23 protein-coding genes are annotated in these 25349 nt (G+C 63.3%); 9 read left to right on the top strand and 14 right to left on the bottom strand.

Annotation, left to right across the window (positions count from 1 at the left end):
* Position 1: 1 nt before the first annotated feature.
* From Q1A44_RS19625 to Q1A44_RS19610, 4 genes are all read right to left on the bottom strand, one after another.
* Positions 2 to 1480, bottom strand: coding sequence for a hypothetical protein (locus tag Q1A44_RS19625; RefSeq protein WP_299628641.1), 1479 nt, complete (start codon positions 1478 to 1480; stop codon positions 2 to 4).
* Between the two features lie 87 nt (positions 1481 to 1567).
* Positions 1568 to 2446, bottom strand: coding sequence for a hypothetical protein (locus tag Q1A44_RS19620; RefSeq protein WP_299628638.1), 879 nt, complete (start codon positions 2444 to 2446; stop codon positions 1568 to 1570).
* Positions 2447 to 2454: 8 nt separating this feature from the next.
* Positions 2455 to 4293, bottom strand: a complete 1839-nt coding sequence (locus Q1A44_RS19615; protein ID WP_299628636.1) for a tetratricopeptide repeat-containing sulfotransferase family protein — start codon at positions 4291 to 4293, stop codon at positions 2455 to 2457.
* Between the two features lie 143 nt (positions 4294 to 4436).
* Complete coding sequence (locus Q1A44_RS19610) at positions 4437 to 5504, bottom strand: Hint domain-containing protein (protein WP_299628634.1); 1068 nt, start codon at positions 5502 to 5504, stop codon at positions 4437 to 4439.
* 173 nt (positions 5505 to 5677) lie between these two features.
* Here Q1A44_RS19610 and Q1A44_RS19605 point away from each other — a divergent pair, with 173 nt between their 5' ends.
* The gene (locus Q1A44_RS19605; protein ID WP_299628632.1) at positions 5678 to 5983 is read left to right on the top strand and encodes a hypothetical protein; all 306 of its coding nucleotides are present in this window, start codon (positions 5678 to 5680) and stop codon (positions 5981 to 5983) included.
* Here Q1A44_RS19605 and Q1A44_RS19600 read toward each other — a convergent pair.
* Together Q1A44_RS19600 and Q1A44_RS19595 are read right to left on the bottom strand one after the other, a co-directional pair.
* Entirely contained in the window at positions 5980 to 6471 is a 492-nt protein-coding gene (locus Q1A44_RS19600) for a GNAT family N-acetyltransferase (RefSeq protein WP_299628630.1), read from the bottom strand. The genes Q1A44_RS19605 and Q1A44_RS19600 overlap by 4 nt on opposite strands.
* Before the next feature lie 79 nt (positions 6472 to 6550).
* A complete protein-coding gene (locus Q1A44_RS19595) occupies positions 6551 to 7129 on the bottom strand; it encodes a tail fiber protein (protein ID WP_299628628.1) in 579 nt (192 codons plus the stop codon).
* Between the two features lie 234 nt (positions 7130 to 7363).
* Here Q1A44_RS19595 and Q1A44_RS19590 point away from each other — a divergent pair, with 234 nt between their 5' ends.
* Together Q1A44_RS19590 and Q1A44_RS19585 are read left to right on the top strand one after the other, a co-directional pair.
* Positions 7364 to 10210 carry a tetratricopeptide repeat protein gene (locus tag Q1A44_RS19590; RefSeq protein ID WP_299628626.1) on the top strand — a complete coding sequence of 949 codons (2847 nt, stop codon included), beginning with the start codon at positions 7364 to 7366 and terminating at the stop codon, positions 10208 to 10210.
* Between the two features lie 82 nt (positions 10211 to 10292).
* Positions 10293 to 11171, top strand: a complete 879-nt coding sequence (locus Q1A44_RS19585) for an FkbM family methyltransferase (RefSeq protein WP_299628624.1) — start codon at positions 10293 to 10295, stop codon at positions 11169 to 11171.
* Positions 11172 to 11186: 15 nt separating this feature from the next.
* Here Q1A44_RS19585 and Q1A44_RS19580 read toward each other — a convergent pair whose 3' ends face one another.
* Entirely contained in the window at positions 11187 to 14231 is a 3045-nt protein-coding gene (locus Q1A44_RS19580) for an FG-GAP-like repeat-containing protein (RefSeq protein ID WP_299628621.1), read from the bottom strand.
* Between the two features lie 135 nt (positions 14232 to 14366).
* Here Q1A44_RS19580 and Q1A44_RS19575 point away from each other — a divergent pair, with 135 nt between their 5' ends.
* On the top strand, positions 14367 to 15098 hold the full coding sequence (locus Q1A44_RS19575; protein ID WP_299628619.1) for a sulfotransferase: 732 nt from the start codon (positions 14367 to 14369) through the stop codon (positions 15096 to 15098).
* Positions 15099 to 15104: 6 nt separating this feature from the next.
* On the opposite strand, the gene Q1A44_RS19570 is transcribed toward Q1A44_RS19575, so the two are convergent.
* The 7 genes from Q1A44_RS19570 to Q1A44_RS19540 form a co-directional block, all read right to left on the bottom strand.
* Entirely contained in the window at positions 15105 to 15872 is a 768-nt protein-coding gene (locus tag Q1A44_RS19570) for a hypothetical protein (RefSeq protein WP_299628617.1), read from the bottom strand.
* Between the two features lie 43 nt (positions 15873 to 15915).
* On the bottom strand, positions 15916 to 16842 hold the full coding sequence (locus Q1A44_RS19565; RefSeq protein WP_299628615.1) for a glycosyltransferase: 927 nt from the start codon (positions 16840 to 16842) through the stop codon (positions 15916 to 15918).
* An 85-nt stretch (positions 16843 to 16927) separates the two neighbouring features.
* Positions 16928 to 18184, bottom strand: coding sequence for a hypothetical protein (locus Q1A44_RS19560; protein WP_299628613.1), 1257 nt, complete (start codon positions 18182 to 18184; stop codon positions 16928 to 16930).
* Positions 18185 to 18239: 55 nt separating this feature from the next.
* Positions 18240 to 18656: a hypothetical protein gene (locus Q1A44_RS19555; protein WP_299628611.1), complete on the bottom strand. Its 417-nt coding sequence runs from the start codon at positions 18654 to 18656 to the stop codon at positions 18240 to 18242.
* Between the two features lie 139 nt (positions 18657 to 18795).
* Positions 18796 to 19944 (bottom strand): tetratricopeptide repeat protein, encoded by a 1149-nt coding sequence (locus Q1A44_RS19550; protein ID WP_299628609.1) that lies wholly within the window; start codon positions 19942 to 19944, stop codon positions 18796 to 18798.
* Positions 19944 to 21494 (bottom strand): tetratricopeptide repeat protein, encoded by a 1551-nt coding sequence (locus Q1A44_RS19545; protein ID WP_299628607.1) that lies wholly within the window; start codon positions 21492 to 21494, stop codon positions 19944 to 19946. The genes Q1A44_RS19550 and Q1A44_RS19545 overlap by 1 nt, the downstream gene beginning before the upstream one ends.
* 84 nt (positions 21495 to 21578) lie before the next feature.
* Positions 21579 to 22313, bottom strand: a complete 735-nt coding sequence (locus Q1A44_RS19540; protein ID WP_299628605.1) for an A24 family peptidase — start codon at positions 22311 to 22313, stop codon at positions 21579 to 21581.
* A gap of 121 nt (positions 22314 to 22434) precedes the next feature.
* On the opposite strand from Q1A44_RS19540, the gene gspG reads away from it, so the two are divergent.
* Genes gspG through gspK form a run of 5 tightly spaced genes read left to right on the top strand, consistent with a single transcriptional unit; the run spans position 22435 to position 25313 of the window.
* Entirely contained in the window at positions 22435 to 22896 is a 462-nt protein-coding gene (gene gspG / locus Q1A44_RS19535) for a type II secretion system major pseudopilin GspG (protein WP_299628603.1), read from the top strand.
* Positions 22881 to 23375: a GspH/FimT family pseudopilin gene (locus Q1A44_RS19530; protein ID WP_299628600.1), complete on the top strand. Its 495-nt coding sequence runs from the start codon at positions 22881 to 22883 to the stop codon at positions 23373 to 23375. Before gspG ends, Q1A44_RS19530 begins: the two co-directional genes overlap by 16 nt.
* Positions 23360 to 23728, top strand: coding sequence for a prepilin-type N-terminal cleavage/methylation domain-containing protein (locus Q1A44_RS19525; RefSeq protein ID WP_299628599.1), 369 nt, complete (start codon positions 23360 to 23362; stop codon positions 23726 to 23728). The genes Q1A44_RS19530 and Q1A44_RS19525 overlap by 16 nt, the downstream gene beginning before the upstream one ends.
* On the top strand, positions 23725 to 24405 hold the full coding sequence (locus tag Q1A44_RS19520; protein WP_299628596.1) for a type II secretion system protein GspJ: 681 nt from the start codon (positions 23725 to 23727) through the stop codon (positions 24403 to 24405). Before Q1A44_RS19525 ends, Q1A44_RS19520 begins: the two co-directional genes overlap by 4 nt.
* Positions 24402 to 25313: a type II secretion system minor pseudopilin GspK gene (gene gspK / locus Q1A44_RS19515; RefSeq protein ID WP_299628595.1), complete on the top strand. Its 912-nt coding sequence runs from the start codon at positions 24402 to 24404 to the stop codon at positions 25311 to 25313. The genes Q1A44_RS19520 and gspK overlap by 4 nt, the downstream gene beginning before the upstream one ends.
* The last annotated feature ends 36 nt before the right edge of the window (positions 25314 to 25349 follow it).

Below are 25349 nucleotides of genomic sequence, written 5' to 3'. Positions count from 1 at the left end.
GCTATCGTCCGAGACGGCAGTGGATGTCGTGCCAGCCTGGGTTCTTGCCCATGGCGCGGGCCTCTTCGCGGTTCGCCTGAACGATGTTGACGTGCTTGATGAAGTCGTCGAGGTCCATCCAGTCTTCGGGGGGCAGTTCACGGCCGAAACAGCCGCTCATGGCGGCGGTGAACCGCATCGGCACATAAAGCCCCTCGCGGGCGGGATTGGGCGGCGGGTCAAGGTGCTTGGCCCCCTGGCGCACGATCTGGAACTGGCCATAGCCCAGCTCGGCCAGATGCTGGACGATGCGTTCCCAGGTGGCATTGACCTGAAAGGACAGATTGGGCGGCAGGCCATGTGCGCCGGTGATCCCGGTGGCGATGTCATGTTCGCCGCCCGGGGCTTCGATCTTGACGTAATGGGGGACGCCGTATTTTTCGGTGATCTGGTCGACCAGGGGGTTGGGCGCGCCGGTGGGCGACAGGTCGGTCTGCTGCACCAGGAGCGCGCCTGTGGCGATGGCGTCGGACAGGCGGACCTCGATGGTGTCCGCCTCTTCGGCCTCGTGGGGGACGGACAGTACCGAAAACCCCTTGGCCAGATAGAATGCCGTGTCATCGCCCATCCCGGCCCCCACATCCACGATCAGCCCGCTTGTCGCCGCAGGGGCGGGAACCGGCATGCCGGAGGCATCAGTGGCCGTGTTGGCGGTGGGCATGTGGCTGCGCGTGGCCATCTCATAGCGGAACCCCTCGCTGGCATAGCAGTCTTCGAGTGCTGTGCGCAGGGCGTCCATATTGGGGACGGCATCGGCGATGCTGCGCGAGTTCTGCGACTTTTCGGTCAGCGCCTCGATCAGCAGCTTTTCATAATCGGGATGGGCCCCGGGGGTGATGTCGAGGCATTTCAGCAGCTCTTCGATGGTGTGGCGGCCCGCTTCGAAGTCGCCATAGATTTCTTCGAAATAGACCAGAAGGGGCGTGCGTTGCGCAGTATCGAACTGGCTGGTGAGCCACCGCCGCTGGCTGGCGCAGGCCATCATGTGATCGCAAGCCTGGCTCACGTCAATGGGATCAAGGGTCTTGGCCCCATTGGCGATATCGGCATAGATTTCTGCGGCCGCATCGGCCCCCCAGGCCCCGGTCACCTTGGCCAGCTCAAGCGAGATGATCCGGTCAACCTCGGCCTCGCGGTCCAGCACGATATGGCGGTAGCCGCGTTCCGAGGTAGCCTTGATCAGGGCCAGATTGATCATTTCCGGCATCAGCTCGTAGCAATGTTTGATCAGGGGGCGGTCTGCCAGGACCTTGTCCAGCCCATCCATCAGCTGGGCGGGATCCTTGGTGTCGATCCAGCCTTGGGTCACATGGCCGAACTTGCGGTCGGGGTTGAAGGGCTCGTGCTGGGTGCCGGGGTGATCGGAAAGCGTGGTCAGCAGGCTGGTGAACGTTGTTCCGCCGGTGCGGCGCATGGTCCAGATAACAAAAGGATCACTCACCCCAAGTCTCCGATATTTTGCAATAAAAGCTCTTTGACGGACGCTCTAGCATCCCGGGGTATAGGCAACAAGGGCGGGGGGGCTGCACTATTTCTGCCATCGGATCGCGTTGAAAATCCGCTGCGCGTCGGCGGGCGCATAGTGCCGGTTCAGCACCCCGGTCAGATAGTCGGCATCCTGGCGGATCCAGCTGCGCGACCTGGGGCCGAGAATGCGCGCCTCGAAGGTGGCCTTGTCCATCACCGGGTGCAGGATGCCGGGGGGCAGGTGGGGCATGTCCACATCCATCACCGAGCGGCGCCAGGAAAAGAGCGGCGGATTGTTGGTGAAAAACCCGGGCGCCAGGGCGCGAAAGGCCTCAAAGCGCAGCCCCGCGGTGGCGGCGATGGCGGTGGCCACAAAGGCCTCGTCATTGGCGTAAAGTGTCTTGTGCAGCCCCTGGGCCTGCCAATGCTGTGCCAGGGCGATGCGCTGCGGCAAGAGGGCGGCAATGGCCCGGGCGCTGAGCCGGGTGATCGGGAAAAAGCATTGATGTGCCTTTGGGAACATCGTCAGGACCGACGCGGCATGGGGCCAGTTCTTGTTGGCGGGCCCGGAGGCCGAGGCCAGGAAATCGGCGTCACTGGCATCGGTGGCGGCCAGAAAATCACTGGTCGTGACCTGGTTGAAGGCCACATCCGGTTCAAAGAGCCAGTAGTGGTCGTAATCGGGATAGGCCCGCGCCGCCGCGTAATGGCAAAAATCACCACAGCGCCAGGCCCAGTCCTCGGGAAAGATCAGCCCCATTTCCTTGAGCAGGGCCGGGGTCATCGCCACCGTCTTGGGGAACCCGGGCGGCGGCGGGCCGTTTTGCGCGTCAAAGCACAGTACGATGTCATCGCCAAAGCCCGCGCGCAGCGTCTTGATCAGCCGGTCTTCGGCGGGACCCATCTGGTGGGTCCGTACGAGGGCAACCTGCCGGGCCATGCCGGGGCCTAGCCCTGCAACCCGCAGAGGCGCCGATCCTCAGCCGACAGGTGGTCGCCCAACCGGTCGGCCATATCCTGCAAGAGCGGCCCGTAGCGCTGCCATTTGGCCACCGACGTGGCATAGATCGGTGCGCGCACCTGGCTGACCGAGGCGGTGTTGACCGGGCGCAGCGATGCGGCGTGATCCAGCATCGCCTCCTCAAAGGGCAGGCCGACAAAATCCATCACGTCGCGCATCTGCCCTTCGGGGTCGGCCACAACCGCCTCGTACTCGACAAAGCGGACCTGTTCGGGCAGCACCGCCAGGCTGTGCCGCGCGCTCTGGTCGAACTGTTTATAGACGTCCACCAGCGTGTCGATCCGGGTTGAAAAGGGCTGATTAGAGCCGAAATTCTGCATGAAGTTGGACAGCAGGCAATCCATCGGGTGTCGCCGCATGATCAGCACCTTGGCCCGGGGAAAGGCCAGCGCCAGCATCCCGGCATAGAGGTAGTTGCCGGGCATCTTGTCCGACACATATTCGGATTTCAGGCCCTCATTGTGCAGGTAGGTCTGATAATGCTCGGCAAGTGTGGTCAGCATGTCGTCGGTGACCGTGTCGTCGGGGGCCTCGCGCTCCAGCACCTTGCGCAGATCGGGGCTTTGGCCAAAGGCATAGCTCGTGGCGCGCAATTCGCCGCCCGCCTGCACCGCGGAATGGCGCGAGAACATCTGGTCCATCAGCGTCGTGCCCGAGCGGGGCATGCCGCAGATAAAGATGGGGGCCAGATCGTGCAGGCCCGCATCCCGGTGGCGCGCCACAAAGGCGGGCGTGACCAGATCGCGTATCCGGTCGTGGCGGGTGTCGTGATTGTCCTGCTGAAAGGGATGCAACTGGGCAGAGATCGCGTTGCCCTTGCGGAAATGATCGATGGCCGTGGCCGGGTCATTCATGCTGTCCGCTGCGGCGCCCATGGCAAAATGCAGGGTCTGGCGCGCGGGATCGGGCATGTTGTCCAGCTGTTCCATATATTTCTGCAGCAGCTTGTATTCGGGGCTGTCGGCGGTGGTCTTGCGCAGGGTGATCAACCGGTTGAGCGCGCCCAGCCCGATCCGCGGATTGGCCGCAATCGGCAGCAGCACTTCGGCGGCGGCCTCGATCCGGCCCATGGCCGCCAGGATATTGCCCAGATGGAACTTGGCCCCGACCGCGTTCGGATCCAGTTCAAGCGCGCGGCGGGCGTGATGTTCCCCCGCCTCGTGCCGTTCGGCCCGGAACAGCGCCAGGGCCAGGTTTTCATGCGCCGCCACCGATTGCGGGTCCAGTGCCAGGGCCCGAAACAGCGGATTGACCGCCTGGGCATGGCGGTTGCTGCGGATATAGGCCTGGGCCAGGTTCAGATGCGCATCCAGCAGGTCGCTGTTCAGGTCGATGGCCTTGTTCAGCGCCTCGATGGCGGGCCCATATCGTTCCTTGACCAGAAGGGCCGCGCCCAGATTGGCCTGGGCCAGGGCATGGTTGGGCGCAATTTCCACGGCAAGCTGGAATTTGGGGATCGCATCGTCCAGCTTGCCCGCCCGGGCCAGAAAGCTGCCCAGATCCACAAGGGCCAGCACATTATCGGGGTCGTCACTGACCACCAGTTCCAGCAGGGCCAGGCCCTGGTCCGTCTGACCGGTATAGATCAGGTTCAGCCCCTTGAGGTGCACCAGTTGCGGATGATCTGGATAGGTGGCCAGCAGCGTCCCGATCGCCTGGCCCGCCGCGTCATAGCGGCCCGCCTTCTGGTGGCGCTGAATGCGCTCCAACTCTTGGTTGACTTGGCTCAGGGTGTCTGGATCAGAGCTGAGGGTGGAGGAGGTCATAAAGGCGTGTCCACGGGCGTTGAAATGCAAGGATATATGGGTTGATCGCATATTGCGGCAAGGCAGGCAGGCCAGCAACCCGGATAAAGAAAAAGGCCAGCGGATGCCGGCCTTTTGAAGGTGCTGTCATGCGTTGGCGCGGGTCAGGCGACGCGGGCGTGACCCGTCAGGCCCAGGGCGTCGGCGCGGGCGGCCAGCGCCTCGGTCACGTCGCTGGGTACCATGCGCTTGGCCACGATGCGCGGCAGCGCCATTTCGGTGATGATCGGCGCATCGGCAGCCTCGTGACCGTTGATGAACGCCTCGCGTCCCACCGCATCCAGATAGGTCTCTGAGGCGGCCCCTTCGGCCAGGATCAATTCATGGCTGCCGGTGTCGATGTGGTAATAGGTGAACCCGTCCTTGGGCATCTGGCCCACCTGATAGATCGAGGTGCCGTTCACCAGCGCGGTGGCGTTGTACAGGATGCCGCCCAGGTCCATCGCATGGTCAGGCGACACAAAGAGGTCGCGCGCAGGCACATTCGGCGCCAGCGATCCGGCCACAAAGCAGATCGGGTAAGCCTTGGCCGGGGTGGCGGTGGTGGTGTCGACAGGTTGGACACCCAGCCAGTTGACGGTGGTGGTGCCGCCCGTTGCGGTCAGGATCTCGTCGCCCGGTTGCAGGTCTTGGACGGCGATGGACCCTGTGGGGGTCGCGATGGCCGTGCCGGTCAGATAGCAGGTGATGGCCGCTGTCAGGCTGAGGATTTCAACGACATAGCCGTTGGATGACCCAGAGGTAAATATGATCTGGCTGTATTCGTTGCCCCCGGCCGCAAATTGGATTTGGGTGCCGCTACTGATGTTGAACGTCTGGTTGGGGCCGGTTCCTGCATTTACAAATGTGACATTAAACGAGCTGATGACGTTTTCGTAATTCAGTGTGATGTTGCCAGCCGTGCCTGTACCGGCAAAGTTGCCTGCGGCCGCGCCGCTGCTGACGTCAAAGGTGATTGTACCAACATCCGTGTCGGTAATGATCAGTTCGCCCGTACCACCATTCCCGTTCGGGCTATATCTGATCTGATTGGGAAACCCGAAACCGCCCGTATTGTCGTTTCCCGTGGTGCTGATCGTGAAGTTCACGCCATTGTCGGTAAAATCCAGGTCAATGGTCGACCCTGTACCCCCGATCTGCGCGGTACCTGTATCAAACTCAAAAACGGGCATGGTGTGTCCCCCTGATCCAAATTAATTTTGTACACGTTTAAGGTTTAGTTAACCTATGTGCCAATGAAAAACGTGTGTTTTGCTTTCTAGGGTGCATTTTGCCAAGAAATCGCTAATCAAGTGGTTCAATCTGTGCGACTTTTCGCGACATCAGCCAAGATGGGGGGCCTTTCGTGACACTGACTGCTGACCTTGTTGAACCCCATGTGGGGTCGGAGGTGACCGTGCATCTGAATGATGACACGACATTTGCCCTGACGCTGACCAAGGTGATCGCCTCGGCGGTGCCGGAGGATGCGGAGGAGGGCGCGCTGGTTCAGGCGGGCGGTTTTTCGATGACCTTGCGCGGCCCGCACAGCCCGGTGCTGCCCAATGTGACCTATCCCGTCACCTTTCCGGGGATGGAGCCGGTGCACCTGTTCATCAATCCGCATTTTCAGGACGCGGATAAAACGCTTTACAATATCGTGGTGAATTAGGCGGCGGGGCCGGACCACAGCATGGTTGCATGCGGGGGCGTTCGCCCCGTCACCTCGAACCCCATCCGGCTATAGAGCCGTTGGGCCGGTTGGCCCTCGATCACCGAAATCGACACATCCGTGCCATAGGCCCGGGCAGTGTTGCACATGGCCTGCAATACGGCTGTGCCGATGCCCTTTGACTGCCAGTCCGGCAGGATGGCGATGTCGACCCCGTGGATGGGCCTGCGGGTCAAATCGATCATCAGCCGCCCGATGGCGGTGCCGTTTCGGCGAATGATCAGATCGGTCGCTTGGGGAAAGCTCTGGCGGTAGGTGGCCATCCGGCTGTCATGCTGCTGGTCCAGCATCTGGATCAGCGGGGGCAGGGCCACGGGCATGGCGGCGGTCTCGATCTCGACAAAGAGGCGGCGCAGGAAATCGGCCTCTGCTGGCGTGGCCAGGGTCAGGGTGCAGCCCTTGGGGTGTAAGTCCTGTGGTATCGTCATGATCGTGGGTCCCGAAATACAATGGGCACCTCGCATGGAGGTGCCCAAAGGATCGGTTTTGCGCAAATGCGCGCTGTCATCAGCTGCGCGAGGGGAAGAGGCCCTGAAGCGCGATGATGTAGTTGATGGCCAGGAACGGCTGGCGGTTTTCGTGATCCAGGTTGTTGCCCGCATTGCCGACCGTCACGGACACATCCGTGTTCACCGACACCGCGGCGGGGTCCATGGCCACATCATTGGCGCGGGCGTTGTCGAGATAGATGTTGGTGCCAGACCCCAGTATTTTACCGGCGGGATCCGGGCTGGAGCCGGCCCCACTTTCGGCCATCATCGTGGCGGTGCTGGTGGCTGTGGCTGTGGCGGGGTGCGTGTGCCCCGGAATCTGGGTGATGTTGAGGATGACATCCTCGACACCGCCGCGCTGGCCCAGACGGTAATCCGACAGGCCTGGCCCGTGCCGTGGCCCCATTGGCACCCGGCCGCGCAGGTCGGGCAGGGCAAAGGTGGTGCGACCGTCGCCGCCATAGATTGTACCCAGGATCGAGAACAGGGCGCTGTTGGACGCAATCGCCAAAAGCTGTCCGTCACAAAAGGCCCATCCGCGGGGCGCAAAGTTACCCCCGAAAATCACAACTTGTCCGAGAAATGGCTCTGACATAAGAAATACTCCCTTCGAAAATTATTAGTCCACGCGCAACGTTACTGAGCATAATGTTCCCCTGTAAAGTGTTATTCTCGTTTTCCGACAACGCCTTGCGCTTTTGATGGATGTCCCGCAGGAGCATGTGTGCGCCAGGTGCTGTGCCGTTGACCTTGGCGCAGGACATGACATCTTGATCTGGACACTCTGCATAGGCCCGGTATGACCTCAACGCCCCCCCCTGCAGTGCTTATGGCGGAACTGCGTCGTCTGCATGCGGCAGGCGACATGCAGGCCGCCATGGCGCAGCTGGACGATATTCTGTCGGCCCATCCCGACTTTATGCCTGCCCACCGCTGGCGGTTGGATCAGCTGTTGGCCCAGGGCGCGCTGGACGAGGCCCTGACCCTGGCGCGCGGCCTGCGCTTTGAGTTTCCCGACATGCGGGCCATGGCCACGGTCAAACAGGCCACCGCCCTGGATCGGTTGGGCCAGGTGGGGGCCGCGCGGCGGGTGCTGTTTGAGCTGTTTGAGGACGGGGCGGCGGATGTGCCGGCATATGCGCTGCTGGGGATGCTGCTGTTGCGCGACGGGTCCCTGAACCGGGCGGCGCAGATGTTTCAGGCGGCCCTTGATGCGGCCCCCGCCCATCCCGGCGCGTTGCGCGGGCTGATCGATGTGGCCCTGAAACGGGGCCGCCCCCAGGAGGCGCTGGATCTGTGTGATCGCGCCGCGGATCTTGAGGCGCTGCCCCATGACGTGGTCCAGAGCCGCAGGGCCCAGGGCCTGGAGCAGATGGGCCGCGTGGCTGAGGCCATTGACGTGCTGGCCGCGCTGGTCAGCGCCGGGCAGGCGACAGAGCAGAACCGGATGGCCCTGGCCTGGCTGCACCGCAAGGTGGGGGATCTTGAGGCTGCGGGCATGGGCTTTGCCGCTGTGCTGGCCCAGAGCCCCGATCGCATTCCGGCGGTGCAGGGCCATGTGGCCGTGCTGCGCCAGCAAGGCGCGATGGAGGCGGCCCTGGCCGTGTGCGATACTGCCATTGCCCATGCTTCTCCGGCCCCGGATGTCTTTCATCTGTTGCGCACCCAGGTGCAGATGGCGGCGGGCCGCCCGGGCCAGGCGGCGGCCGATCTGGAACAGGTGCTGATCTACCGCGCGGGGTCGGGTCCGCTCTATCTTGAGCTGGGCCGCGCCTATGTGCAGGCGGGTGCCCTGGACAAGGCCTTTACCGCGCTGGACACCTGTATGGGCTATGACGATGTGCGCATCCCCGCCCTGCTGGAACAGGCCGAAATCACCCGCCGCCAAGGTGCCCATGCCAAAGGTGTGGCCCTGTTGCAGGGGGCTGTCGACGCCTCTCAAGATCCCGATCCCCGCCTTGTGCTGGCCCTGTGCGAGGCCCTGATCCGGGCGGAGGATACCAGGCCCGTTGCCGCCCTGTTGCAAGGGCTGATTGACCGGGAGGCGGCCCTGAGTGACGCCCAGGTCGAGCAGATGATGGTGCTGGCCGAACGCCAGACCCTGCCCGACATCACCAGCCATCTGATTGCCGGTCTCGCGGCGCGCCCCAGCCTGTCTCAGGCCCTGGCCCACCGGGTGCTGCGTCTGGCCCATATCACGGCGGATCCCGTGGCCCTGCGTCCGATCATCGACGCGCTTTGTGCCAAGCTGACCCTGTCAGAGCGCGATGTGTTCCGGGCGGCGGCCACGGCCCTGATCGAGGGGCCGGATGCTGCTGTGGCCCAGGTCCGCGGCCTGCCCAATATCGACCAGACCCCGACCAAGGCCCGCACCATTGGTCGCTATCTGGTGGATGGGGGCCGCGCCGGTCTGGCCCTGCGCTATGTGCGCCGGGCCTTGCGCCGCTGGTCCGAAGACCGCGCGTTGATCATGATCTATGTCCATGCCTGCAGCGTGTCGCAGAACCACGCGGCGGGTCACGCCCATCTGGACCGTCTGGTGGCCGCGGCCCCCGATATGGATCTGGAGCGTGAGCGCCTGATGCTGATGTATGGTCAGGGCGCGGACACGGCCGTGTTCGAGCGGGCCACCGCCCGCCACGATGCGGGCCTGCCGGGTCTGCATCCGCAGCAATATCTGCTGCTGTGTCTGGCCTGCGGTGATCTGGACCGCGCCCTGAGCGCCCAGCACAGCATGCGCAGCGATCCGGGCAGCACCAGCCGCATGGCCGCCCATTTTACCACCGGTCTGCATGGCCGGATGATGACCGATCTGCAGGTGTACCGCAGTCTTGAGGCCCGTGCGTTGGCCACCGGTGCCTCTGCCGAGGCCACCCAGGCCAAGCTGGCCGAACAGTATTATTACCCCGCCAAGGCCTGTGTTGATCGCTGGGCAGCCCAAGCCTGCGACGCGCCCCCGCAGACCGAGCGCGCCGTGCCCCGCCGCATCTTTCAGTATTGGGACAATGACACGGTGCCCGCCGACGTGGCCGCCCTGATTGCGGGCTGGCAGGGTGTGCCGGGGTTCGAACATGTGCTGATGACCCGCGCCCGCGCCCTGCAAATGCTGCGCCGCCAGTTCAGCCCCCGCCTCGTCACCGCCTTTCAGCGTGCCCGCCACGTGACCGAGGAAAGCGATCTGCTGCGCCTGTGCCTGATCTACAAGTTCGGCGGGATCTATAGCGATGCCGATGACAAGGTGGTGGGCGACATCGCCACCCTGGCGGGGCTGGGGTCGGGCCTTGTTGTCACCCGCGAGCCCATCGGGGCCATCGCCAACAACACCCTGATCGCACCACCCGGCAACCCGGTGCTGCGCATTGCGTTGAACATGACGGTGCGCGCCTTGCTCGCGCGCGATGCCGATGGGGCCTGGTTCAAATCCGGGCCCGGCATGCTGACCCGGGCCGCTGCCGTTTATCTGCGGGACGCGGACCCCGACGAGGCCCGGGCCCATCTGACCCTGCTTGAGGGCGACACCCTGCGCCAGTTCATCGAGCCGCATATCCGCCTGCCCTACAAGACCACGGCCAAATACTGGAATGCCAAGGACAAGGACATCAGCCAGCGGGTGCTGGACAGTCTGGCCGGCCTGACCGCAAAGGTGGGTGGGGCCGCTGCGGCCCGCGCGTCATGACGGTTGGTCCGCCCCTCCCTTGACGGCCATGCCCGCTGCGGGGTCTATGTGAGCGCCACAGGCAGATGCAAGATCAGGACACATGACCCAAAATTCCCCCCCGGCCTCTGATCCGATTGCCCGCACCCGCAGGCTGTGTGACGCTCTGCGCCCCGCCCGGCTGACCCGGCTGGTGGATATCGGGGCCAATCCGATCAATCCGGCCCCCTATGATGCGCTGCTGGAGCATGGTCTGTTGGATGTGGTGGCCTTTGAACCGCATCCGCAGGCCTTTGAAGAGATCCAGGCCCATCCCAAGAAAAACCAGACCGTGTATCCTTATGCCATTGGCGATGGCACGCGGCAGACGTTGAACGTGCACCGCTATAGCGGCTTTACCTCGCTTTTGCCGTTCAACCCCGAGGTTGTCACCCTGTTGGGCTGTTGGGACGCGCTGTTGGAGCCCATCGACACCCCAAAGATCGACACCCATCGCCTTGATGACCTGCCCGATATCGGCCCGATCGACATGCTCAAGATCGATATTCAGGGCGCCGAACAGCAGGTGTTTCAGCACGGTGCGCAGATCCTGGGTCAGGCGCAGGTGGTGATGAGCGAGGTGGCGGCCATTCCGCTTTATGTCGGTCAGCCTCTGCTGGACGACCAGATGCGCAGCTTGCGCCAGATCGGCTTTGACCTGCACAAGTTCGTGCATTTTCAGACCATGCCCATTGGCTCGGAGGCGCTTGGCGCGCTGGCCAAATGGCGCAGCAGGAACCAGCTGACGGATGGGGATGCCGTCTTTGTCAACGGGCTGCTGGCCCTGGCAGCCAAGGACAGCGAGGCGTTGAAACATCTGGCCCTGCTGGCCGATGCGGTGTTTGACAGCCCCGACCTGACGCTGCGCATTCTGCAGATTCTGGCCGCGCGCGCCGACGTGGCGCCGGATGTGGCCGCCGACTATGCGCAGATACTGGGTTAGAGCCTGATAGCGGCTCTAATCCCGCGCAATCACGTGATGCAGACCCGGGGCGAATGTGCTCTCGATCACCGTGCGGGCCCCATCGGCCCAGGCGATATCGAGCCGGGTGCCCGGCTGGCCGAAATGCACCCGCGGCGCGTCATAGGACATGAAGCCGCCGCCCAATTGCACCTCGCGCATCTGGGTGTTGCCTGCCCCGTCCGTCAGGGTCAGCACCGCGCCGATCCCGTCGTGATTGCCGCGCCTGTCGGCCAGTGACACCACCACGCCGGGGGTTTGCGTTGCGTTGCGAAACACCGTGACCGGCCCGTTCACGGGATGGGTGATCATGTCCAGATCGCCGTCATTGTCCATGTCGAACCGGGTGGCGGCGGCCGTCATCAGGTAATCCTCCAGCCCGAAGGGGCCGGAGGCCTCTGTGAACGTGCCGTCGCCCTGATTGTGGAAAAACAGGTTCGAGGGCGTGACCTCGTTCGGGACCCAGGTGCCGTTGACGATATAGACGTCCTGCCAGCCGTCATGGTCGAAATCCGCGATCTTGGTGTCCCAGCTCCAGCCGCCCACATCAAGGCCCACCGCCTCGGCCCGGTCGGCATAGCGCGTCCCCTCCCAGTCCAAGAGCACGTTGGAGCGCAGAACCTGCGGGTGCGTCAGTGCGATCTCGGCTTCGGTTGCGCTGCGGATGGGGGCGAAATGCAGGTCGCAATAGGCCCGCGGGATGGGGTGACCCGCCGGGATCAGGGCACAGACCGCAGGGTCGCGCCGCTGGATCGCCAGATCCTTGACCAGCATGGCCCGGCATTCGCCCGCCAGCGCCCCGTCCATCTCCTGGCAGCGGCTGGCATAAGAGGCGTCAAAGCTGTTGCCCGAGCGATACCAGGTCTTGATCTGCATATTGCGGGCACAGGTGGCCTTGGCCGTCGGGTTCTGGATGGCGTCGCAATAGGCCTCGATGGGCTGCATCTTGAGCCGGTCTGACACGCCCGAGGACCGCCCCGCGATCTGGGCCAGATAGATATCAGGGCTGCCGTCATTGAAGAGGTCCGCCGTCTTGATCGCCATGGTCGTGGTGGTGGTGTGCGGGATCAACCCGCTGTCGTGGTCGATCATCTGGAACCCGCCCGCCCCGTCGCCGCGATAGACGTAATCGGGGATGTCGAAATCATTGCCCACAAGCAGGTCGGTCGCCCCGTCCCGGTCAATATCGGAAAACAGGATCGACAGGGTTTCGCCCGGGATGCCGGGCAGGTCGGTAAAGGCGGCCCCCGTCATGGCCCCATCGTCGTTCCAGATGACCCGGTTGCGCGCTTCTGGCCCCGGAATGCGCCGGTACCAGCCCGCCGCCCAGTGCCCCATGGCCAGGTCAAGATCCCCGTCCCGGTCGGCATCTGCAAAGCTTAGCGCCATGGCCATGACCGCATCGTCGCGGGTGGCCACGGGGCGGGCCGGCCCGAACGTGCCTTGCTGGTTGGGCAGGATGAAATTGCCCGCCCGGTAAGTCGCCAGAAACAGGTCCTGCCAGCCATCATTGTCGATGTCCACGAGGACGGCATGAAAGACGGGCAGGTCCGCAACAGGCCCTAATTCGACCCTGACAGGGGAAAATTGGCCCGTCCCGTCATTTGCATAAAGGTACATCCCCGCATGGGTGGAGGCGATGGCCAGGTCGATATCGCCGTCCCGGTCATAGTCGCCCGAGGACAGGCTGCGCCCTTCCCAGAAAGGGGGCCACATGTCTTGCATGGAAAATTCGACGGGTGCGTCGATGCCGATCTGATCCGCCTCGAACCGGGTGAATACGGTGTCGGCGGCGGGCGAGGGGGGATTGAGAGGCGTCGTTGTCAGCGTGATGCTGGCCCCGTCACTGCTGGTGATTTGGGGCTCCAGCGTGGCGGCCTGGGCCGCCCAAAGCATCTGGCGCGGGGCGGCGTTGCCCTGCAACAGCATCTCGAGCGCGCGGTTGGAGGACCAGGTGTAATAGCTTTGCGCGCCCAGCCCCCCCAGGATGCCCAAGGCTGCCACAGCGCCGGCCATCAGCCAGGCTGCCCGCTGGCCCACCGACTGCCAGACGATGAAGAAGGAATAGATCGAAAAGGTGCCCAGGGTGACCAGCAGCATCAGCACATAGCCATGCGCCAGCCCCGCCGTCAGCAGGGCTGCCGTTACCACCACGTCAAAGGCGATGGGCACCGGCAGAAACAGCGCCACAACGGCAATCACCACCAGTGCCATGATCCCAAAGCTGAGCCCGGCAATCAGGTCATTGGGCAAGAGCGTCGCCACCACCGCCCCCAGGGCGCCTGCCAGCAACATCAGCGGCACGGTCATGCGGATGATGTACCACAGGTTCGACAGATAGCTGAGGATGACAGCCCGAAATGCGCCGAAAATCCCCTCGGGCGGGGCATTGGGGGCCACCGGATCGGGCAGGGGGCAGATCACCTCGTCTGGCGGCAATTCCACTGCTGGCAGCATCCGGCAGATGAGCGGCACCACCAGGAGGATCATCACCAGGCTGATCCCGATCTTGGCCGCGGCCAGATAGAAGGGGAACAGCGAAAACGCCATGGTCAGCACCACCACATTCAGCGTGGGCGAGGCGATCATCGCGGCCAGCGTCGTCTCGGCCCGCATGCCTGCCGAATACATCCCCCGCGCAATCGGCGCGGCACAGTTCACGCAGACCCCCAGGGGCGTGCCGATCACCATGCCGAGGGCCGCATTGGCAAAGCCCCCGCGAAAGCTGCGGCGGCGCAGATAGGGGGCGATGGTCAGGAAAGCGGCGGCAAAAAGGACGCCGAATGTCATCCCCTTCTTGTTGGTGTTCACCCAGTTGACGGTGCTGCGGAACATCCGTTCCAGAAGGCCCTGATCGGGCGAAAGCGGCAAAAGGGCCTCAAAGCCCAGCGGATCCTCAAGCTGGATCGACCCGGACATGATCGCCTTTTCATCCAGCGCCGGATAGCGCGAGCCGGTCCAGAACAGGACGGCCAGCGTCAGGATCAACAACGCGCCTAGTATAAACCGTGTTCTATTTTCCGGAATAATGAAGCGGGACATCAGTTGATCCGTACCGTCCAGTTGCATATTGCATGCGCAATAATGGCATAACCCTGATCAAAGGAAAATGGAGTTTTTGGTGAGAACTCGGGTATACCTTGGGTGGTTTGTGCCAGAATACGTGGGAGTATTTGAGTGGCGGACTTGATCAATTTTGTCGTTGCCGGTGCCCAGAAATCCGGAACCACGGCGTTGCGCTTTTTTCTGTCACAGCATCCTGAAATTGGTTTGGTGCGCGGCGGCGGGGAAACACATTTCTTCAACCGTCATGTCGATGCGGCCCAACGCAGCGACTACACAGAGTATCACGCCATGTACACGGATCAGGCGTTGGCTGCCTGTACGGGTGATGTCACTCCCTATTACCTTTATGGAGAGCCCTGCATCCCAAGCATTCAGCGCTACAATCCTGATATGAAGATCATCGTTCTGCTGAGAAACCCCATTCTTCGTGCCTACTCTCAGTGGATCATGGAAAGAGAGATGGGTCGCGAGACTCGCTCGTTCATGGTGGCCCTCCTACACGAGGCGCGCTATTTCTCGACCCACGGTCAACACCCCGTTTTCTCCTATGTTCAAAGAGGGTTCTACGACGCCCAGATTGCCCGGCTTTACAAACATTTCCCTCGGGAGAACTGCTTTATTCTGCGGACAAGCGATCTTTGGCAAAACCATTCAACGGTTATGTCGCAGATTTTCAAATTTCTAGGCGTCAGCGATCAGTTGCATATCCAAAGGCAGCGAAAGCATACGCGGAACTATAGTCCTATGCCGGACGTCTCCCGCCGATTGCTTTACTGCGTGTTTTGCAATGATATCGCCCGGCTTGAGAACCGGTTGCAGTGGGATCTGTCTAGCTGGCGCTAGCGCCCCCTATTCCGGCATTCCTTCGGGATAGAAGAATGTGATAAGAGGTTGCAACGGGCGCAACGCAAACCTCAAAGCATCAAGGTCGATATCTGGATAGCGTTTGGATATGGGATGATGCGTGAGCGGCATGTGCACCCAATCTGCATTCTCGAACCACGTTCGGAGGAGCGTGGTCTGATCTTGTACGATATCCTCATATCTTAGGACATTTTGCCGTGGAAACTGTGCATATATGCGCAGGAACCACTCAAGAATGACAATCTGCCGGTCCAGAGTGATTTGCGTTTGCGCCAGACGTGCCTGTAACACCTGATCGTTGCGTTCGCCGACCGGCAACTGCCCCTTGTTGACCGGCAGTGCAACAGTTTGCCAAGAGGCCAGCACCGCGAGAGGTGAGCGTATGTTGGCAAACAACGAATACCGCGCTGACAGATCGCGCCAATGGGCGGTGAACAAGGCTGGATGTTTGATGAACAGCCGAAAATCGGGCGTGAGAGGTTTTCGAATTGCGAGGCTCCGCCGCTTGCTCAGGCTTTCCCGGAGCGTGCCGCCGGGTGCATGATCCCCAAAAAAGTTGGTCGTCTGCTCTCCAAGTTCCTTTTGTGTGATGGAAGGGCCCTGACCCATCCTGAGAATATCGACGCGGGTCTCGTGCAAGAATCGTGTGGTTTCGGCAACCAGCCGTGCTGGATCTGTTGCAAGATGGGCCACTTGCATGGGCTCGGCCAGGGCAACGGTATTGTGTTGGGCGTGCAGCAGGGCCGTCAGCATAGTCGTGCCTGAACGGGGCAAGCCCGTAATCAGGATATTGTTTTCAGAGCGCATGTAGATGTTGGCTGAGGGCCGCGTGATATTTGTGGCGCTCCTGTGCCAGCCCATGTTGCTGAGATTTGCGCAATGCTTGTGCGCGCATATGCGTCCCTTTTCTGGGGTCGGACAGAAGGTTGGCCGCTGCCTCAGCCAGAGCGCGGGCCTCACGCTTGGGAACCAGACAGGTTTCGCCATCACGACAGAAGCTGCGGTTGCCAATGCAGTCGGGCACAACCACGCTGACTTGCATGGCCATTGCTTCAAGTGGGGGCAGGTAAAAACCTTCTTCCTTCAGCGGTATGCAGACTACCACATCATAATGTGAGACCAGCGCTAGGTATGCAGCTCGGGGCATTTTCGCCACGAGGATGTCATGCGGAATATGCAACCGCTCAAGGTGGTCTGAAATTCCCTGTGCCAGAGCTTTGTCCTTGAGGCCGATAACCAGAACACGGCCATTTCGGCTCTGTTTGCTCAAAGAGGAAAGCTGGTCCAGATCAATGCCGTTTTCTATCGTGACAATGGGGCCGTGTACCTGACCTGAAGCCACAAGTGCCTCAGTGACCTCAGGACTGACGCAAATCCGCAGCGCAGGCCGCGACAGAAAAGAATAGAGCGGCACAGCCGGATCGGCATGACGCATCCCTTGGATGAAATTGATCACTGGCGTCGTCTTGGTACTCTGACCCGCTTTGTCTGCGATGGCCCAATCCATGCCTGCCAGAAACAGGATATCCGTTTCACAGGGCAGTGAGGTGCGGGACAGGTTCGGCGGCAGAAGGGCTTCCAGAGCCGTCTTATCGCTGTCTTCCGTCACATGCAGGACGGGGGCAAAACGCGGATCAGCCTGTGTGTGCGATATATAGTCTGCATGTTTAAGATGGCCGCCGGTTAATGCATGGAACTGGCGTACAAAAAGTACTTTTTTCATGGGTCCGTTCACCAAAAAAACCTGTTTGATATCAAGATGCCAAACAGGTTTTCAATAATATTTCAAAGGTGCTTGGACGCCGATATTATTGCTCGGAGACCATTTCTTCCAATGTTGCGATGCGCTCGTTCAACTGCGCGATGTAGATATGAGCATGCTCCAGCTCGTTGAGGATGCCACCTACCTTTTCGCTGAGATTGAAGGGTCCGTTCTCCGGGGTCGCACCGACGTTTGGCAGGTACTTGTTAGCAAACATCAACTCGGCGCGCTCTTCAATGCTCATCAGATCATAATCATCTTCGAACACAAGGTCACAGCCGCCCGCGCAAGAGCCGGACGTGGTGATCGTGCCAGTGATGACCAGATTGCCGGTTGTGCCATTGAGGTCGAAATGCTTGGTTTTGGCCGCATCAGTTGATCCCAAAGCGCCGGCTTTCATGATGAAGTTTGTGCCACCACCGACGGACCATTCCCGGCTTGTACCCGAGTTGGCCATTACGATGTCGGGACGACCATTGTTCTTCAACTGGAGGACAGTGCGGGCTCCAGTGCTGGCGGTGGTGTTTTCCACAAAGGCCGCACCATCAGCGCCGGTGATATGCAGCTTGGACGAAGGCACGTCGGTGCCCATACCGATATTGCCGGTGCCGCCATCCATGAACAGGGCGTTTGTGAGCGTGTCGCTTTCAACGCGCAGGTCATAGTTCGCACCGGTTTCGTTGATGGTCAGGCCCGTGGTGCGCATGAACATGGTCTGATCCGGCGTGTTGGGCTGAACGCGCAGGGGCAGTTTCGAACCGTTGGTCACGTCGCGCAGGAAGAAGTTGGTTTCGTTGCCGGCCAGATCCCAGGTCTGGGGCGTAAAGCCGCTTGAGCCGTCCTGTTCGAGGCGGAAGGTGGGCGAGTTGCCGTCAACCGCGTGCACTTCGACGACCGGGGTGGATGTGCCGACGCCGATGTCACCTGACGAGTCCACATAAAGCGCGTTGTTGATGGAGCCCGCCTCAATGGTGAAAGGCGTCCGGTTGTTGTCGATATCGTCGACCGAGAATTTGTTGGCCCCGCCATTGGAGCTGTCGTTGAAGGTGATCTGCCAGTCAACAGTGGGGAAGGAGGCCGAGGCGGAGGTATCCTGCGCCTTGATCCGCAGGTTGTTTTCCTTGAGCCGGATCGTGTCAAAGCCAAAGCTTTCGCCGTTGGAGCAGTCGATGCCGATACAGGCCGAGCCCTGCACGATCAGGTCATCTGCGAAAACCTGGTCGGCCATCGCTGTGCCCGTCATCAGCAGCAGCGCGCTGGTCAGCGCGCTTGTGCGTTTAAGCGCGTTTGTGAAAATCGTCATTGTCCCACCTTTCCAAGTTGGTTTGCAGCAGCCCGGTATTCCGGGTCCGCGTATATCATTCTTCTTTCAAATCCTCGGGCGTCACGATGACCCCCCGAGATACGGTAAAATGGCCATTCATATAGAAGGGCACAGCCACCTCGTCCTTGGCCGCGCTGCCGCGCCCATTGTTCAGCCCGCCCGAAACCTTTTCGGTCTTGTCCGTGGCGGCCGTCAACTCATAGCGATAGATCCCATCGACCACTTCGGTGCCCGTCAGCTGAAACACCGGCGTGCCAGTGGCGGCAAAGACCGTCGCCAGTTCCCCATCGGGTTTCGAGATGACCATCGATGTGTTGCTCAGACCGGTCCAGTTTTCAAACCAGACCGCGTTCGAGTTGTGCTGTTGGACAGGTTTGGGGCTGTCGGAGGCCCAGACGGCTGATGCCCCGAGCAGTGCTGCAAACACCAGTCCGGTTGTCATCATCTTCATAGCAGGGTCCTTTGTTTTGCATCCGGCCAGGGGGCCGATCAGCAATATAATGCGTCAAAAAGTAATCAAATGTTAACCGTCTGCATAGCACGTTTTTCCGATTCACCAAATGGCTAAATCTCTGCGGGCCATGTTCCCCTTATGGTTGTCTGCGCGCCTGCGCCCAGGATTGGGCCCGGGCCTGGGCTGCGTTGATCTGGTCCGGGGTGGCCTTGCTTTGCAGCGCCTCAAGGGCCGGGCGGGCCGGGTCGAAACCGGTGCTGGCCGCCAAAGTCAGCCACATGAAGCCCAGCATGTAATCCTGCGGCACACCGCGCCCGGCCACATAAAGCTGGCCCAGATTGTGCATCGAGGGCCCGTGCCCCATCTCGGCCAGCGCCTTGAGATGCAGCGCCCCCTGCCGGTCATCGGCGGCCGTCGTCTCGATCTTGTGTAGCAAGAGCCAGCCCAGTTGGAACCGCGCCACCGGATCGCCGGTCGCCGCCGCCTGTTGCAGCGCCTCAAGTGCCGCCCCCTGGGTGGGGGCGGGCACCAGCCGGGGGTCATAGGCCAGTCCGTAGGGATCCTGAGGGGCGTCCGGCGCGGCCTCGGCCCCCGCCGCCATGCGGTAGAGGGTGGCGGCGCGCGCCTCGTCCAGCGGCACCCCAAACCCGTTTTCGTAAAGCACCCCCAGATTGGTCATCGCCTGGGTCACTCCCAATTCGGCGGCGGCGGCAAAGAGCTGGGCGGCATAGCCGTAATCCTGTGCGACCCCGCTGCCCCGCACATAGAGCAGCCCCAGATTGTTCAGCGCCCGCCCGTTGCCGTTCTGTGCGGGCCCTTCATAAAGCTGCCGTGCCCGGTCCAGATCCTGCGCGACCCCTTTGCCCTCCTGATAGAGCACCCCGAGGCTGACCATGGCGGGGCCATAGCCTTCGGCCACGGCCTGTTGGTAAAGGCTTACGGTGCGGGGCAATGTGGCGGGGTTTGTCTCTAGCACCTGGGCCAGCGCATAGGCATGGGCCGGATCCCCCTGTGCGGCGGCGGCCTCAAGCCAGTGCAGGGCCTGGGCCAGGTTCTGCGCCACCCCCAGCCCGGTATAATAATAGCCCCCCAGATGGGCCTGTGCGCCGGGATGCCCGGCCTGGGCCGCCTGTTCCATCAGCGCGGCGGCGCGGGCATAATCCTGCACCACCCCTTGCCCCTCGTGATAGCGCAGCCCTTCGTCATAGAGCGCTTGGCCCTGTACTTGGGCTTGGGCCGTGCCGGTCCAGACCGCCAGCGCGCATATCAGCAACAGCGCCCGCATCAGTTGTCCTGCGCGCCCAGGGGACCTGCCCTTTCGGCCTCAAAGAAGGCGCGGGTGGCGTCCTGGGCCTCGGCCAGCTGATCGGGCGTCATCAGGTCGGTGATCAGGTCGCGGGTGGTGATCGCCTGTTCATGGCCGCTGGTCGCGGCGATGTTCAGCCAGGTGTGTGCCGCCACATAGTCCAGCGCGATCCCGTCCCCGGTGGTCAGGGCCCGGCCCAGGCTAAATTGCGAGGGCACGTGGCCTGCGCGCGCGGCCAGCTCTATCAGCGCATAGCCTTCGGCGGCGCGGGCTGGCTGGCTGGCATACCATTTCCCAAGGGCGGCCTGGGCCGGTCGCACGCCGGCCTCGGCCTGGGCCTGCATCCAGGGCAGGGCGGCGTCATTCTGGTCGATCTGGGCCATCACCCAGTCAACCGCGTCATGGGGGGCCACCACATCGTCCAGCGTGCCCGCCAGTGTCAGGGTCCCCAGCCGGGCCATGGCCTGCTGGGATCCTTGGGTTGCGGCCAACCGGTAGGTCGCGACCGCCTTGTCCAGATTGGCAGGCGTGCCGCGCCCGGCCTCATACATCCGCCCCAGCACAAAGCTGGCCTGCGCTAGCCCCTCATCCGATGCCGTGAGCAGCCATTCAAAGGCTTGCGCGTCGTCCTGCGGCAGCACGGTGCCCGTCCCATAGGCCACGCCCAGATTGTTCATCGCCCGCACGTCGCCCGCATCCGCCGCCGCCGTCAGCCACTGCACCGCGAGCGTGGCATCCGGGTCCACCCCCTCGGCCCCTGTCAGGTACAGGGTGCCAAGTGTGCGCTGCGCCAGCACATGGCCCTGCTGGCCTGCCTTGGCATACCAGTCGAGAGCGTCCGGTGTGGCCTGGCCCTGCACCAGCCCCTGGGCCAGCATTTCGGCCCATTGGAACTGTGCCTCGGCGATGTTGCGCGCGGCGGCCTCCTGCATCCAATATGCGGCCTGGCCCGGGTTCGGGGCCGTGCCGACGCCCGAGATGTAAAGCTTGGCCAGCTCCAGCTGGGCGGGGCCGTATTGCCCTTCGCTGGCGGCCAAAAGCCAGTTGAAGGCGGCCTGCGGGTCTTTGGCCACGCCCGTCCCGTTCAGGTGCAAGAGCCCCAGATAATACTGCGCCTCACTGGTGCCGCGTGCGGCGGCGTTCGACAAAAGCGCTGCGGCCCGTTCGGGGTTGCGGGCCGGTCCGGGGCTGAGCAGGACACGCGCCTGCAACACCTGGGCCGGCACATAGCCCTGGGCAATCGCCTGATCCAGCAAGCTCATGCCCTGCGCCGGGTCCCGTGGCCCGCCAATCCCGTCGATCAGCATCCGGGCATAGCGAAACTGCACCAGCGGGTCGGTGGTTGTGGCGGCAAGGGCGGCAAGGCCTGCGCGCGCGGCTTCGAAGTCCCTGGCCTGCCAGGCCGCCTCGATCTGGGCCATGGTCGGGGGGCTGTCGGGGGATTGCGTCTGCTGGGCCCAAAGCGGGCTGCAAGACAGCGCCGCAATCAAAGGCAGGGCAAAGCGGGCAAGGGAGCGGTGCGAGGACATATGGGGCCTGATCGGTTAATATCGGTTAAGAATAAGGTGGGCACAGTTGACAGGCTGGGGCCGTCAATGACAACCGAAATGCGCCTAAGCCAGCCCCACCAGCCAAAGCGCAAAGGCCGCAGCACACAGCGCCGTGCCAAAGGGCAAGGGTCGCGTGGCGTCATAGCGCCCCTGCCGCCAGGCCCCCGCCAGCGCCACGGCAATGGCCGTGACCGCCCCCAACAGCACCAGCAGCGGCAGATGGGTCAGCCCGACAAAGGCCCCCAGCCCCGCCATCAACTTCACGTCGCCCAAACCCAGCCCCTCGCGCTTGCGCATGATCCGGTATCCCCGGCGCAGCGCGGCAAAGGCCATCACCCCCAGCCCCGCCCCCAGAAAAGCCGCGCGCGGGTCGGGTGCCATTGCCAGCGCCACAAGCGCCAGCCCCCCCGTCAGCAGATCGGGCAGCCGAAACCACATCAGGTCTGACACCGCCAGCGCCAGCAGCAGCCACAAGATCACCGCCGTGCCGATCATGTGGCCGGGCGTGTCGCCTTCCAGCACCGCCAGCAGAGCCAGGCCCGTGGCCGCAATCTCCATATAGAACAGCCAGGGCGGGATCGGGGCCGCGCAATGTCCGCAGCGCCCCCGCCGCCAGATGAAGGAGGCCAGCGGCACCAGATCGCCCACCCCCAGGGCGGTGCCGCAACTGCGACAGGCCGAGGGCCGCCGCACCACGTCTTCCCCCCGGGGCAACCGATCAACGAGGACAGCCAGAAAGGAGCCGATGGCCGGGCTGATCAGAATGAGAAAGAGAGACAGGGGCCAGGCGCTGAGCATTGTGGTGCGACCCTAGGGGCGGGGTGGACCAAGATCAAACAGGGGCGTGGTTCGAGGAAACTGCGCATGGACAATCGCGCGAAACGCTCCCTATCATGGGCCTATATTTGAGAGGTCCATAATGCCAGACACAGCCACATCAGATACGGACATGCGCGACCGGCGCGACGCGGGCTTTTCCCTGCTCGAGTTGATGGTGGTGGTGGTCATCCTGTCGATCCTGGCGCTGGTCATTGTCCCCCGTGTCATCGACCGCCCCGATCAGGCACGTGCGGCACGCGCACAATCGGATGTGGCGGCAATCTCGAGCGCGGTGCAGCTCTACCGCCTCGACAATTTTCGCTATCCCACCACCGAACAGGGGCTGGCGGCCCTTGTGACCCGGCCCACAACAGATCCTGTTCCCGCCAATTGGGCCACTTCCGGTTACATGGACCGGGTGCCGGTCGACCCCTGGGGCGCGCCGTACCAATATCTTGAACCGGGGGTACATGGCGAATTCGACGTCTTTTCCTATGGGGCGGATGGCGTGGCGGGGGGCACCGGCGCAGACGCGGATGTGGGATCGTGGGCGGTGAACTGACCCCGGATCGCCGCTGCGTCGGTGTCATCCCAAAGCACCGCGATGCCGGCGTTACCCTGATTGAACTGCTGGTGGTGGTGGCGGTGCTGGCCGTGCTGGCCGTTGGCGTCACCATCACGGCAGTGCGCGGGCAGGGGGCGGCCACGGCGGCGGATGCCCAAAGTTTTGCCCGCGCCTTTGATCTGGCCCGCCATCTGGCCGTGCACAGCCGTCAGAGCCAGGGGTTGCAGATCACGCCCACCGAATGGCGCCTGATGCGCCGCACCGCCCAAGGCTGGGTCGAGGCGGCCCCGGCACGGGCCTGGCGGGGCCGTGCGACCCTAAGCACAGACCACACCGTTTTCGACCCTGATACGCCTGAAATCGTGGTTTTGGCGACGGGGCAGAGCAGCGCCTTTGATCTGGTCTTTTCCACGCGCGGCGATGTGGCCCGCTGTGCCAGCGATGGTTGGGACGGTGTGACATGCAGCGGCTCATGAGCCGCCGGGATAGCGGTCTGACCCTGCTGGAACTGGCGGTGGCCATTCTGGTCCTGTCCATCGGCAGCATCGCCGCGACCCGCGCCACGGATCAGGCGCGCCTGGCCACGGCGGGCATTCACGATCGCACTCTGGCCCAGATTGCCGCGCGCAACCGGGCCGAAGAATTACGCCTGCTGGGTCTGGGGGGCACCTTGCCCGCGCAGGTCACTTTGGGCGGCCAAAGCTTTGATCTGACAACCGCACAGGAGGTGACGGCGGCGGGGCTGGTCGAGGTCACCGTGACTGCGCGGGCAGCCCAAGGGGCAGGGGCGCAATATGTCGTTTATCTGCTGCCGGGGGGGCGCCCGTGACGGATGGGGGACAGGACAAGGATCAGGGCCTCACCCTGATCGAGCTGGTGGCGGCCATGGCCATCTTTGCCCTTATTGCCGTTATGGGTCTGCAAAGCCTGACGGCCACCTTGCGCACCCGCGACCGGCTGGCCGAGATGAGCGCCGAAGGGGCGGCGCTCTCGCGCCCCCTTGCGCTGTTGCGCGGCGATCTGAGCGGTACGGTGCCGATGCTGTTCTATCCGCCCGGCGGGGCCGCTCCCCATTCGGCCCTGCGGCTGGCCGGGGCAGAGGCGGGCGGCGAAGTGCTGGCCTTTTCCGTGGCGGGGCAACCGGCGCTGGACCAGGGCGGCAGGGCCGTCACAGCAGGCTTTCACCGGGTGGAATGGCGGTTGGCGGATGGCATGCTTTATCGCCGCGTCTGGACGGTGCTGGACCCGGCGGGTGACGCGCGCAGCCCCGAAGTCGTCGTGATGGAGGGGGTGAGTGGTATGGATCTGCGCAGCTATTGGCCCCAGATCGGCTGGCAGGCAGGCGTGCGTGGACCAACGGGCGCAACCATCGACCCCGGCGCACTGGATGCGGACCTGGCGGGCGGCGCGGCCGAGGTGTTTTCCGACACGCTGCCTTTGGCCATCGAAGTCACGCTGGAGATTGACGGCCAGGGCACAATCCCCTTGTTAGAGACGTTACGATGAAGGATCGCGGCTTTGTCCTGGTCAATGCGCTGGTGCTGGTGGCGGCCCTTGCAGCGGCAGCCGTCTTTGTGCTGGCCCGGGCCGAGGAAGGGCGCGCGCGCCTTGTGGCGGCCCAGGGGGCGGGGCAGTTGGACTATTATCTGGACGCGTTCGAGGCCTATGCCCGCGCGGTCCTGGACCGCGATGGTGGCCGGGGCGGCATGGATCATGCAGGCGAGGATTGGGCGCAGGCGGCACCGCCCTTTGATCTGGATCGCGGCATGGCCCAGGGGCAGATCACGGATGCGCAGGCGCTGTTCAACATCAACTGGCTGGGCGACAGCACCAACACCGTCGCCCGCCCGGCGCTGGACGCGCTGTTGCAGGCGCGTGGGCTGGCCCCGCGCGTGGCCGAAACGCTGGCCGAGGCGGTGCGCCCGGCCAATGCGGCCAGCCGCAGGGCCCATGCGGGCCTGGACCCGCCCCGTGATCCGGTGGGTGGGGCGCTCTTCATGCCGCGCCAGTTGGCCGATATTCCGGGGCTCAGCGCCCAGGATATGAGCCGTTTGCGCGGCCTTGTGACCGTTTTGCCCGGGGACAGCCGCCTGAACCTGAACGCGGCCCCGCCCGAACTGGTGGCGGGGTTCTTTCCCGATGTCTCACCGGATGTGATCCGCACCCAGTTGAGCCGCCGGGTCAGGACCCCCTTTATCTCGGTTGACGCGTTCATCACGGCGGTCGAGGCGGGTCAGGGTGCGGCCCTGCCCGAGGATTTCGACGCGGGCCGGCTGTCGGTGGGGTCCGACTGGTTCGATGTGACCATCACCGCGACGCTGGACGGGCGCAGTGCGGCGCGGCGCGCGATGCTGTATCGTCAATCACTGCCCACGGGCACAACCACCCGTTGGCGGATTACGACCCGCCCATGATTTCATTGAACAATCGGGCAGTGCACGGCATCTTGC

Source organism: uncultured Tateyamaria sp. (genome assembly GCF_947503705.1).
Lineage (GTDB): Bacteria > Pseudomonadota > Alphaproteobacteria > Rhodobacterales > Rhodobacteraceae > Tateyamaria.
The sequence above is the reverse complement of the archived record's forward strand: the minus strand, read 5'-3'. Positions and strand labels throughout refer to the sequence as shown.